This window comes from Lentibacillus kimchii (genome assembly GCF_055381965.1).
On sequence record NZ_AP043934.1, the window covers coordinates 308,667 to 320,880 of the forward strand.

At 45.1% G+C, this 12,214-nt stretch carries 10 protein-coding genes and 1 pseudogene; 7 read left to right on the forward strand and 4 right to left on the reverse strand.

What is annotated here, in order from left to right:
* Window positions 1-105 precede the first annotated feature (105 nt).
* Window positions 106-342, forward strand: a complete 237-nt coding sequence (locus ACZ444_RS02005; RefSeq protein WP_382358314.1) for a hypothetical protein — start codon at window positions 106-108, stop codon at window positions 340-342.
* Between the two features lie 6 nt (window positions 343-348).
* Window positions 349-1,701 carry a tripartite tricarboxylate transporter permease gene (locus ACZ444_RS02010; RefSeq protein ID WP_382358315.1) on the forward strand — a complete coding sequence of 451 codons (1,353 nt, stop codon included), beginning with the start codon at window positions 349-351 and terminating at the stop codon, window positions 1,699-1,701.
* Window positions 1,702-1,759: 58 nt separating this feature from the next.
* Here ACZ444_RS02010 and ACZ444_RS02015 read toward each other — a convergent pair whose 3' ends face one another.
* The 4 genes from ACZ444_RS02015 to ACZ444_RS02030 form a co-directional block, all read right to left on the reverse strand.
* Complete coding sequence (locus ACZ444_RS02015; RefSeq protein WP_382358316.1) at window positions 1,760-2,152, reverse strand: hypothetical protein; 393 nt, start codon at window positions 2,150-2,152, stop codon at window positions 1,760-1,762.
* A 99-nt stretch (window positions 2,153-2,251) separates the two neighbouring features.
* Complete coding sequence (gene mnmH, locus ACZ444_RS02020) at window positions 2,252-3,307, reverse strand: tRNA 2-selenouridine(34) synthase MnmH (RefSeq protein ID WP_382358318.1); 1,056 nt, start codon at window positions 3,305-3,307, stop codon at window positions 2,252-2,254.
* Between the two features lie 18 nt (window positions 3,308-3,325).
* Window positions 3,326-4,381: a selenide, water dikinase SelD gene (gene selD / locus ACZ444_RS02025; protein WP_382358320.1), complete on the reverse strand. Its 1,056-nt coding sequence runs from the start codon at window positions 4,379-4,381 to the stop codon at window positions 3,326-3,328.
* A gap of 227 nt (window positions 4,382-4,608) precedes the next feature.
* The gene (locus ACZ444_RS02030; RefSeq protein WP_382358321.1) at window positions 4,609-5,970 is read right to left on the reverse strand and encodes an FAD-dependent oxidoreductase; all 1,362 of its coding nucleotides are present in this window, start codon (window positions 5,968-5,970) and stop codon (window positions 4,609-4,611) included.
* Window positions 5,971-6,445: 475 nt separating this feature from the next.
* On the opposite strand from ACZ444_RS02030, the gene ACZ444_RS02035 reads away from it, so the two are divergent.
* The 5 genes and pseudogenes from ACZ444_RS02035 (at window position 6,446) to ACZ444_RS02055 (ending at window position 12,075) form a co-directional block, all read left to right on the forward strand.
* On the forward strand, window positions 6,446-7,210 hold the full coding sequence (locus ACZ444_RS02035) for a gluconate 2-dehydrogenase subunit 3 family protein (RefSeq protein WP_382358322.1): 765 nt from the start codon (window positions 6,446-6,448) through the stop codon (window positions 7,208-7,210).
* A 16-nt stretch (window positions 7,211-7,226) separates the two neighbouring features.
* A pseudogene (locus ACZ444_RS02040) lies at window positions 7,227-8,986 on the forward strand (GMC family oxidoreductase).
* A gap of 158 nt (window positions 8,987-9,144) precedes the next feature.
* Entirely contained in the window at window positions 9,145-9,639 is a 495-nt protein-coding gene (gene mscL / locus ACZ444_RS02045; RefSeq protein ID WP_382358323.1) for a large conductance mechanosensitive channel protein MscL, read from the forward strand.
* 108 nt (window positions 9,640-9,747) lie between these two features.
* Window positions 9,748-11,205 (forward strand): amidase family protein, encoded by a 1,458-nt coding sequence (locus tag ACZ444_RS02050; RefSeq protein ID WP_382358324.1) that lies wholly within the window; start codon window positions 9,748-9,750, stop codon window positions 11,203-11,205.
* Window positions 11,206-11,445: 240 nt separating this feature from the next.
* Window positions 11,446-12,075: a Bax inhibitor-1/YccA family protein gene (locus ACZ444_RS02055; RefSeq protein WP_382358325.1), complete on the forward strand. Its 630-nt coding sequence runs from the start codon at window positions 11,446-11,448 to the stop codon at window positions 12,073-12,075.
* The last annotated feature ends 139 nt before the right edge of the window (window positions 12,076-12,214 follow it).

Genomic DNA, 12,214 nt, shown 5'->3' on the forward strand with positions numbered 1-12,214 from the left:
CCGGAAAACAGATGGGAGCAATTAATAACGAAATAAGGCCTTTCTTAAACAATGTTGAATAGGTATAATCTGAAATCGTGAGGTATGAAGAAGGAGTTGTTGGATTTGGAACAAGAGGAGAAACAAGACAATATCGAAGTATGGGAAGATTACGTTAATATAAAAGACCTGGTGCTGAGTCTCGTCGTTTGCAGCTTGACGTCAGTCGGCGGCTATATCATCGCACCTGCAGGACAGCAGCCGCTCATTTTTGGGCTGGTCGGAGCGGTATTAGGTTTTATTATCAGCACCATTCTGATTAAACCGAAACGTCAATTCAGTTATACCAATGATGAGGCGTAAGGTCTTATGGATATAATGTTAATGTTGCAAATGGTGCTTGTTGCGATCGTTGCAGCAGGCCTGTATACGATTATCGGCATTGCGCCGGGGACAGATGAAACAGCGGTTTTGGCACCGGTAACGCTGGTGCTGGTGATGTCCGGCATGGAGCCGATTCTTATTTTGACCTTTTTTATCGCGGCAATTGTTGCAAAGAAACTAACCGATTCTATTCCGGTGGCTATTGCGGGAATCCCTGGCGGTGTGATGTCCGCTCCTATGGTTGAGCATGCCATGGTGCTGAAAAAACATGGCAAGCCTGATGTGAGCATTCGCAAAATGGCTTCTGGTTCGGTGATTGGAACTATTGTTGCGGTTCCGCTGAGTCTGCTTTTGGCGACGGCGCTGACACCGCTGGCTGATGTCATTCAGGAATATTCCAGTCAGGTATTTTTCGCCGGGGCGATTTTTCTCGCGCTGCTGACCAAACATCGCTGGTTTGCGCTGATCTCCATTGTGCCTTTTGCGTTTATTATTCAGGGCTTGCGCAACCTCTACTGGGATTTGAATATTGTACCAGAGGATGTCACAGTTTTTACATCTTTTTTCCTGGGGATTACGATCGGACCGGTAATCTTAAAGTTATTTGAGCTGCTGAATAGCCGCATCAGACGGAATTTGCCACGCCACGGCAAGAAGCAGATTGTGATGCGCAAAACCCAAACGGACAAAGGCTTTCCCAATCCATTTAAAATCCTGGATCATAAAGAGACGCTATCAAGCGCTGTCAGTTCCGTATTTGGGGTTGCGACGTTTTTCCTGACACCGGTCGGCATGACGATTCTGCTCGGCGAGACCATTGCAAGCCGCATTAAGGATCCGGTCAAACGCGCATCAAGGGCCATTTCCAGTATGGACGGGCTGACCAATGCGGCCTATATTGCCGGCACGCTGATTCCTTTAATCGCCATTGGCTATCCGCTGTCGCCAACAGCATTGGGTCCTGGCCATGCGTTGTTTAATGCACCACCGGTATTTAGCTATGAGCATAATCTGCATGATATTCTGTCGATGAATGAGTTCGTCGCGGCGTCCGTGATTGGTGCTGTTATTGCGATCGGTATCACGTTTTTCATTACGATTAAGTATGCGCAGCCAATCTGTGCCTTCGTGTTTAAATATATTCCGCATGAAGCACTGCTTGGTTTGTTTTTCGGCTTAGTGCTGATGCTCGCGTATATGGATGCTGGTGCTTTAAACATTGCAGGGGTGCTGCTGATCGGGTTAGTGGCAGGTTTTCTGCACCGGAGAGGTGTTCATTATGGTATTCAGTTTATGACATTATATGCAGCCCCGTGGCTGGTTGGCCTGGTGTTCTAATAGGCGGGGGATTGGCCAGCAAATAGTCTGAAGCGGCCTGTTCAGGCCGCTTCAGAGATTACTTATCCTCTTCCCGGGGCATAAATGTCAGGACGGCAAAGAGTATAAAGCTGAGCAGCATGATCGAACCGCCGACAATAAAGACAACCGTCGTCAGTCCATCAGCGAAGTCAAACGGATTGAGATAATAGAACCACATGCCGACAGTCAGACCAATTGCTCCAATAATCGCTGTCCACACGTGCAAAGTGGCAATGATCGTTTTGACCGGAGTGAACAGTCTGTAATAAACAGCCCACGCAAACAACGTCAGCCACCCGACAACCAGAATGTGGGCATGCACTGATTTGAACATGGCGCCTCCTGATCCGGCCATATGTGACCCGATAAAGGCACCGATCAATGCGAACAGGGCGGAAAAACGAAGTAATACCTTACTATAATTTCGCAAACATTATCTCTCCCTTTGCTGAAAAAGCTATGATCTTATAATCATTATAAAGGTATCACATGTTTATGAACAGAGGATGAACGAAGGCTGGTTTAAAGTTTAAACGGATTTTACCTGATCTGGATACATAGCCGCTAGCTGTGTCTCGATTTGGGCAGCAGCATCGTCCATATCATCAGCCTGAATCGTTTCGGTGTTTTCGTCCGGATATTTCTTCGTTGCATGTTCGTACCGCGGATCATAGTAGTATTCAAGCAGGAGCTGGATAACGCTTCTGTATCTGGCCGCATTCAGGTCAGCCTCAATCTGTTTGGCAATGGGCGTATGAATACGTTTCCTGATCCGGTCAAATGCCTCCATAAACTGGTCGGGATAGTCCCATGGCTGATAGTCCTCTAAAATGTTCTCAACGCGCTGCTGGGCAGGTAAGTTAATAAATAATTGCGTACTCTGTTCTTTTTTATTAAAGAAAAATTCCGGTATGGTGTCTTTGCCGACCCGCTTGCTTTCACCTTCAATTAAAACAAACGGCACGTCATACAGCTGGTGCATGTTTTGGACGAGCTGGGATTCAAATTCTTTCTGGATCTTGGGCTCCAGTCCAATATGGCCAAAAATGGATCCTCTGTGACCAGCTATGCCTTCCAGGTCAATCATTGGATAGCCTTTTTCCGCTAAATGGTGCAGCAGTTTCGTCTTGCCTGTACCGGTATTGCCGTTTAGAACAATAAGATCGGGCGGGAAGTCCTCCTTTTCCAGTTCGCCGACGACCCATTGCCGGTAGGCCCGAATGCCGCCGTGAAGCCGGCTGACATTAAGGCCCATTAAATCCAAAAGGGTTGCGGCTGTTTTGCTGCGCATACCGCCGCGCCAGCAAAAGACCGTTTTGGGTGTGTCAATCTCTTTAAACTGTTTCATGAAGTCTGGGAGCTTAGCGGACATAATTTCCAGCCCGCGTTCTTTGGCGGCTTCCTTGCTTTCTTGTGTATACAGAGTGCCGACTTCGGCCCGTTCCTCATCGGTGAAGACGGGGATATTGATACTGCCAGGGATGGTCGTTTCGTTGTATTCCGACGGTGACCGTACATCAATAATGGTCTGGTTGCCCTGTTTCTGCTGCTCTAATAATTCCTGCAAGGTTATGTCCTGAAACATATCCTCATCCCTTCCTGACTAATCGACTGTAATGTGTCCGTTTTTCCCGTCTGTTACCTCGCCTATCATGTGGGCTTCGACCCCTTTTTGCTGTAATTCCGTGAGCAAAGCGTCAGCCTCACTGCTGTCTGCGGACAGGAGCAGGCCACCTGAGGTTACGGCATCACATAAAATATACTGATCTGTTTCGGCGAGATTCTCCGAAAATGTTACATGCTCTTTGACATGGTTAAAGTTATTTTTTGTGCCGCCCGGAATGACACCTGCTTGGGCTAATTGCTGTGCCCGCGGCAGGACAGGAACAGCATCAGCGTCAATGTGTACATCAACATGGCTTGCAGCTGCGATTTCCGATAAATGACCAAGCAGTCCGAACCCAGTGACATCGGTGCTTGCGTTCACTGTATAGTTGCGCATCGTTTCGGAAGCTGTTTTGTTTAAAGTCGTCATGACACTTGTCAGACGATCAATGCCTTCCTGTGTCAGCATGTCCTTCTTCAGAGCAGAGCTCATAATGCCTACGCCGATAGGTTTGGTTAAAATTAGCTTATCTCCCGGCCGGGCACCGCTATTGGCGTGAATCTTATCAGGATGGATCGTTCCGGTTACGGCCAGACCGAATTTAGGCTCCTGGTCATCGATCGAATGACCGCCGGCAAGCGAGACACCAGCTTCGTCCAATTTATCACCGGCACCGCGCAGAATACTGGTAAGAATGCTCTCATCTAATGTGGTGATAGGGAAGGCAACAATATTTAATGCTGTAATGGGTGTTCCGCCCATCGCATACACATCACTGATGGCATTGGCCGCAGCGACCTGACCGAAGTCATATGGATCATCAACAATCGGTGTGAAAAAGTCGGTCGTCTGGACAAGAGCGAGATCGTTCGTTAATTGATAAACGCCTGCATCATCTCCGGTATCAAGACCAACCAGCAAATTTGGATTAGGTGCCGACTGTTTGGGAAGCGAGCGGAGCACATTTTCTAAATCAGCCGGACCAATCTTGCAGCCACAGCCGCCTTTCGAGGAGAGTGATGTAAGTTTAACGTCGTTTGCCATTCTGATCATCCTTTCAGCGCATATACTATCATGATTATTTTAGCACAGACAAACAGCAGATGCTTGCCTGCGGGATCAACTGGAGACAATCCACTTTTCGGATGTCTAGTTGTTCTTCTTGTTTGTCACGTCCGGTTTTCTTATTTAACGACCTCAATGTAAAAGACGTGCAGAGTTGTTAAGCGTACTCTGCACGTCTTTTTAGAGTTTCGGGTGTATTTATGATGACCGTCAAATTAGAATAACTGCTGGTCACTTCCGAATGTTTCGCCCAATGCTTGTTGAGCCAACACGTTCAGGAAGTTCCATGTGTCGTCGTATTCTGGCTGGAAGAAGAAGTCTGCTAAAGCAAGATCCTCTAATGTCCAATTAGCAGAAATAGCGACAGATATCGCGTTGATGGCCATCATCACATCTTTCTGTGACATGAGCTGTGCCCCGACAATGCGGTGTGAATCTTGTTCATAGTGAATTTTCATGGCGATTTTCGTATCATCATGCATGAAGTTTGGTAAGATTTGTTCTTCATGGTATTGACTATCGATTGCTGCACTAAGTGTATCGGCATTAGCATCTTTTATGCCTGTATTGGCAAACTTATAATCAAATAGTGCTAAACCGGATGTGCTTGAAACAGCTGGCATTTTATATTTATTTTCGTCTGCTGCCATGTTTTTCGCTGCAATAACAGCTTGGCGACGGGCATTACCGGCTAATGGGATAGAACGTTTATCATTACCGGGGGCGAAAGGAACTTTTGTTGCATCCCCTCCAGCGTAAATATCTTGATGGGAGGTTTGCAGGTATTCATCCACTTTGACGAATCCGCGCTCATCTAAATCGACTATACCATTTAGCCAACCGGCATCCGGTCTAACGCCGGCAGCAATTAAAACTGTATCTGCTTCATATTCGGCTTTATCCGTAACCACTTTAGATACTTTTCCATTTTCACCGGCAATCTCTTTGACCATTTCACCAGGACGGAATTTCATGCCGTGTTCTGCCGCGTTTGCTTCCACTACTTCGGTAAATTCTTTGTCCAGATAGGCTGGCAGAATATTGTCCAGCGTATCGATCACGGTTGTATCGATGCCAGCTTTGGTGAACGCTTCAGCTGCTTCAATACCAATATAGCCGCCGCCAACGACGATCGCTTGTTTAGCAGTTTTCATGCGTTCATTGACTTGACCAGCCCAATCACGGCCGCGCAGATAATAAACGTTAGTCAGATTATTACCGGGAACAGGGAGTTCGAATGGAACCGCTCCTGGACTTAAGAATAATTTATCGTAACTTTCTTTGGTTTCGCCATCCGGGGATTTGACCGTAATGGTTTTCTCATCTGGGTTGAGTCCGGTGACTTCACTGTTCACGTGTACATTGACACCTTGTTTTTTGTATGAATCAGCTGTCGCATAATGTAGTTCATCGAGGGATTGTGAGACATTTTCTAAATAGCTTTGAATGCCGCATGACAGAAAGGACGCTGTCTCGCCGCGCTCATATAAATGAATTTCTGCATCTGGCATTTCTTTCAGCAGTGTTTGCGTTGCTTCGTATCCTGCGTGTGATGACCCTACAACAATTAATTTCATGATCAATTCCTCCATATTTATAAACGCCATAATAGCTGCGAAAATGAATGATGAGAAAAGCAGAGGAAGAGATAAACGCTCGTTCCTGCTATTACTTTTAACACATTTTATGGTCGGTAGCTATTATCTGATTATAATAATTATAATCTAATTACTATTATATATTATAATGCGTCAATGTCAACAGTTAGAGCTTGTTTGAAAGGGGGGGCAATTGCTTCCAAATAAGTACAATAATGCCAACCTTTCTTGTTATTTTCTCTGAGCAGATATCTTGATAATTTGGTGTTCTATAACTTGTGTATTATCAATTATATACGACATTTATCAATTATGGAGTTTTATTAAAAGTGAGCAGCTGGATGAGTTTTTTATGGTCAAAGATAACAAACAATGAAACTTGAGAAAGCTTTTCATCCGCGTATATATTCCCTTATAAAGATGATACTACTGATAGAAGAAGGGAGGTCGAAAAATGGCAGATAATGATGACAACGCAAAAGATAAAAAACCTGATTTAGGTCGCCGGCGATTTATGAAAAATACCGGCATAGCGGTCGGAGGCGTTGCAGGTGGTTCATTGCTTGGAGGCCTTTTAACGGATCAGTTTCAGTCAAATGAAACAACGGACACAAAAACAGAAGAATCTGGTGATAAATACACAGAAGCGCGCATGTTCTTTACAAGATTTGAAGACTTTGTCGTGCTTGAGCAAGCAACTGAACGGCTATTTCCCAAAAATGATGATGGTCCTGGTGCGATTGAGCTGGGTGTTCCCTACTTTTTCGATAAGCAGCTGGCCGGTACATGGGGGATAAATGGCAGAGATTACAGGCATGGCCCTTTTCTAACTGGCGGAACATCTGTGCAGCATTCCAGCTTGAACAGGGGAGAAGTGATTAGATCTGGCATAAGAAAAATGAATCAGCTAAGCCAGGAACGATTTGACACGTCCTTTGATAAGGCTGAAGAAGATCAGCAAATGGCCATTTTAAAGGACTTTGAAAGCGGTGACGTGAAAATGGGCGGCGTAAACGCCAGCAGCTTTTTTGGTCTGCTCCGGGACATGACATTAGAAGGTGCTTATTCAGATCCATTATACGGTGGCAATCGTCATATGTCAGGCTGGAAAATGAAGGACTTTCCAGGTGCCGTAATGTCTTATAGTGACATCATTGAGGATGATGAATTCGTTAAAAAAGATCCGGTCAGTTTAACAGATTATCAGCAAAAATCATAATGAAAGGAGTACACACATGGCTGAAAAATTAGATAAAGTGGATGCTGTCGTTGTTGGGAGCGGCTGGGCGGGCGGCATATCAGCTGCTGAACTAACCAAAGCCGGCTACAGCGTTGTATGTTTGGAACGCGGGAAAGATCAGGATACAGCAGATTTCGCCGGATCGAAAGATGAACTTCGCTATACGCGCCGTCATGAATTAGCTCAGGATCTATCCAAACAAACGATGACATTTAGAAACACCCTGGATGAAACAGCAAATCCCATCCGAGTCTATTATGGTTACCCGATTTATGGTGAAGGGACGGGTGGTACATCGGTACACTGGTCCGGCTGGTCTTATCGCTGGCTTCCATTTGATTTTGAAATTCGCAGTAAAGTCATAGAAAAATACGGGGAAGACAGAATTCCTGATGATATGACGATCCAGGATTGGGGCGTCACGTATGATGATATGGAGCCGTATTACGATAAATGGAAAAAACGGCGGGCATATCCGGTGAGAAAAATCCGCTTGGCCCGGAGCGTTCAGATGACTATCCGAATCCGCCCATGAAAGAATCAACGCCACTTAGCATGTTCCGGGAAGCAACCAAAGAACTTGGCTATCATCCTTACCGTATGCCTGCTGCGACGATTTCACAGAACTACAAAAATCCAGATGGTGAATCCATAAACGCTTGTGTTTATTGTGCTTTTTGTTCCATGTATGGCTGTGATTTTGGTGCGAAAGCAGATCCGATTATTACGGTCCTTAAAACGGCTGAGAAAACAGGCAATTTTGAGCTCCGGAATAATGCTCATGTGAGACGGGTGCTGCACGACGGGCAAAAGGCGACAGGTGTTTTATATATTGATCCTGAAACCCGTGAGGAATATGAACAGCCTGCTGACCTTGTGGTACTTGGCGCATTTTTTTCGGGAAATACAAAATTAATGATGTTATCGGAAATTGGCGAACAATTCAATCCGAAAACGGGAAAAGGGATGCTCGGCAAAAACTTCACTTCCCACTATACGGGGCTGGGCGGCAATGCCGCTACAGGTTTCTTTGAAGATAAAAAATTCAACACGTTTGCAGGGGCAGGCGGATTAGGTTCTGTGATGGATGATTATAATGGCGATAATATAGATAATAGCCAAACGGATTTTCTGCATGGCTTTAATTTGAGTATCTTTCAGGACGGTGCCGCACCAATTTCTAATAATCGTGTCCCTATGGGAACCCCTCGCTGGGGAAAAGAATTCAAGGAAAACTCGTTGCACTATGCCTATCGTCATTTAGTCGTTAGCGGGATGCAGGGAACCTTGCCGCGTTCACATAACTATATGGATTTAGATCCAACGTACCAAGATGCCTATGGCGATCCTCTGCTCCGGATCACTGCAAAGGTTACTGACCAAGAGCTGAACATGGCTAAAGAAATCGGCAAGAAAGCCGAGGCCATCATGGAAAAGATGGGAGCGGATATCATCGATGTTGCCGAGGTATCCGACGAAGCGGAGCTAAAGGAGTCCAGTATCAATACACATGCAGGAGGCGGTGTCATCATGGGGGCAGACCCCGAAACGTCTGTCGTTAATACCTATTCACAAGTATGGGATATGGAAAACTTGTTTGTGGTGGGCGGATCATCCTTTCCTAACTTCAGTAACTCGAATCCGACCGAGACCATTGGCGCATTCGCTTACCGGGCGGCAGAAGGTATGATTGACTACCTGGAAAGTGGCGGCGGATTATTAGTTGAAGGCAAACAGGAAAAAGGGACTGTCTGACTTTTAGAATAACGGCATACGGCAGAACAGCTTCTTGATGGAAGGTCGTGTGTGACTTCTTCAAAGAAGCTGTTTTTAAATGTTTTCACCGATAACGAATGTTTCGTTCTAGCCTGTCCTGTTTTTTCATAGAGTAATGAGAAAAGGGGGCCAGCGGAATGGGGTTGATTCGCGATTTTCGTCAGTTTGTCATCAGAGGCAGTGCTGTGGACATGGGTGTCGGGGTAGTATTGGGAGTGGCCTTCAGTGGTCTGATTAATTCACTCGTTAAAGACATCCTTATGCCACCGATTCGTTTTTTATATGCTAAGATCGGTATACAAAACATGTATATAAGTTTAACCGGTGATGTGTATCCTTCGCTGGAGAAGGCTGAAGAAGCAGGTGCCATTACGATCAACTATGGCTTGTTTACAATGGCCTTTATCCGTTTCATTATTATCCTGTTTGCCGTTTTCATTATCGTACGGCAAATCAAACGATGGAAAAACCCGCACAAACATCCAATTGACTCGATGACGAAAAAAGAATGCCCCTATTGCTGCCTGGCGATCCCTTCAAAAGCCGTCATATGTCCGAATTGTTCCTCTTGGCTGCAAGAAGAAAAGGTTAAAAGGTATCACCGGCCCAAGCCGACGTGGCGGATAAAATAAGATGTTTCTCTTGATTGCCAAGTGACTTGACATCACCCTGCTGTCCGGTAAAATAACGGTATAGTCACAAAATTATGTGTTTAATGACTTCTGCAGGGGGAGTGTCATATGACAAGAGAGGAACTAACCATAAAAGCTATCCAGACTGCCATGCAGAGTGGGGATCTAACATCAGAAGAACTTGTTCGTTATTATTTAAAACGGATTGCTGCTTATAATCCGTATCTTAACGCAGTACTCGAAGTAAATGCCGATGCCATGGCGATTGCTCAGGCACTGGATACTGAGCGGCAGCTGCAAACGTCACGCGGCCCTCTTCACGGGATTCCCGTTTTACTAAAAGACAATATCGATACCGGTGATACATTACATACAAGTGCTGGCTCATTAGCACTTGCCGGTTCATACGCCATAGAAGATTCCTTTATCGCAAAAAGAATACGTGATGCTGGCGGTATCATTATGGGAAAAGCAAATATGACAGAATGGGCGAACTTTATGACAGATGGCATGCCGAGTGGCTTTAGTTCAAGGGGAGGTCAAGTGCTGAATCCATATGGCCCGAACGATTTCGATGTCGGCGGGTCAAGTTCGGGATCGGGTGCCGCTGTTTCTGCAAACTTGACAATGCTCGCCATTGGTACAGAAACATCTGGTTCCATTTTAAGCCCTTCTTCAGAGAATGCCATCGTTGGTATCAAGCCGACAGTTGGTCTTATCAGCCGTACAGGGATTATCCCAATTTCCCACAGTCAAGACACGCCGGGACCAATGGCTCGAACTGTCCGCGACGCAGCCACTCTGCTCGATGCGCTGACTGGTGCCGATAACAAAGATCCGATAACACTGGCCGGAAGTGAAATGGCCGCAGACAATTATACGCAGTATTTGGATGAAGCTGGGTTGAAATCAGCACGAATCGGGGTTGTCAGGAAAGGGATTTTCGATCAAAAAGAGCTCACAGAATCAGCAAAGGCAGTCATAGAAGATGCCATTGAACAAATGAAACATGCAGGTGCTCAGATTGTTGATCCCGCAGATATTCCTGCTGCAGATAAGAAATGGGATCAGAATGTTATGGTTCACGAATTTAAATCAGATCTTAATGCTTACTTAAGCAAACTTGCACCAGATCAGCCGCATACCTTACAAGATGTCATCAAGTTCAATATGGAGCACAGCCAAGACACATTAAAATATGGGCAATCCCTGCTGCTCGCCTCTGAAGATACAAGCGGCACATTGTCTGAGCCAGAGTACCTGACGAGTCGACTGAACGATTTGCAATGGTCACAAAATGATGGAATCGATGCCGTGATGGATAACTATAATCTGGATGCATTACTATCTCCGGCAAACGCTGGAGCCGATATTCCAGCACGTGCAGGCTATCCATCGATTACGGTGCCTGGCGGTTTCACAAATGAAGGCCAGCCTCTGAATGTGACGTTCACAGGAAAAGCTTATAGCGAACCCGCTTTGATCAGATTGGCGTATGCATTTGAACAGGCCACAAATCATCGTGAGTCTCCCGGGATGTTAAGTGATGGACGTCCAGCACAATAGGGGTGGATGACTTAAAAAGACCGCTAACCCTTCAAACAAAAGCTGGAGACGTTTTTAAAGAAGCGGAAGAGAAATAACTGCAGGATGCCAGGTGTCAACAGTTATTCAAAAACGATGTGTTTCAAAATCACTTTTAATGGTACCATGTGATTTGGAGGATGGTTACTTATTCTTGGTTATGCAAGACTAATCATCCATCCGACATGTGAATTGTTCATAAAGAAAGAAGGAATTACGAAAATGTACCAGGCTTCTAATCCTGTAGGAAAATTAATGGCGACCTTTTTCGCTGCTTTTTTGATTGCGGTTATCGGACTGTACGCAGGTCAATATGTGCCGCCGAGCCTTATGCTGCCACTGTCTATTCTGGAGCTTGTTCTGGTTATTATTGTGGTTTTTACCCGGAAACACCAAGGGCTCGGCTACTTTGTTATGTATTTGTTCATGCTCGTATCCGGGATCACCTTATATGCTATCATCGCAAACTATGCAAGCGTATTGGGCGCAGATGAGGTATTTAAAGCTTTTGTGATAGCATTAGTTGCGTTCGCGGCCCTTGCTGTCTTTGGTTCTGTCACGAAATTTAATCTAGGCTTTTTAGGAAATATCCTGTTTTTCGGGTTACTCATATTGGTCGTTGTATCACTGGCAGGCATCTTTATTCCATTCTCCAACACCATCAATTTGATCATTGCCATTGCGGGGATTGGCATATTTGCCGGATACACGCTTTATGATTTCAACCAAATTGCCAGGAATGGCTTCAGCGAAAAGGATATTCCATCGATTGTGATTAATATTTATTTGGATTTCATTAATCTTTTCACGTATATTCTTCGCTTTATGCGCTATGCTGGAAAAAATAATTAATTATTAAAAGTCTGTTGACTTATTAGTGTATTAACCTTATAATACAGTATATCATGTATTAGGCGCTTAATACACGTTTTTTTAGCTAAACTGTATTAAATGATTAATACAGTTTACTTCATCAGATGAATTGGGAGCT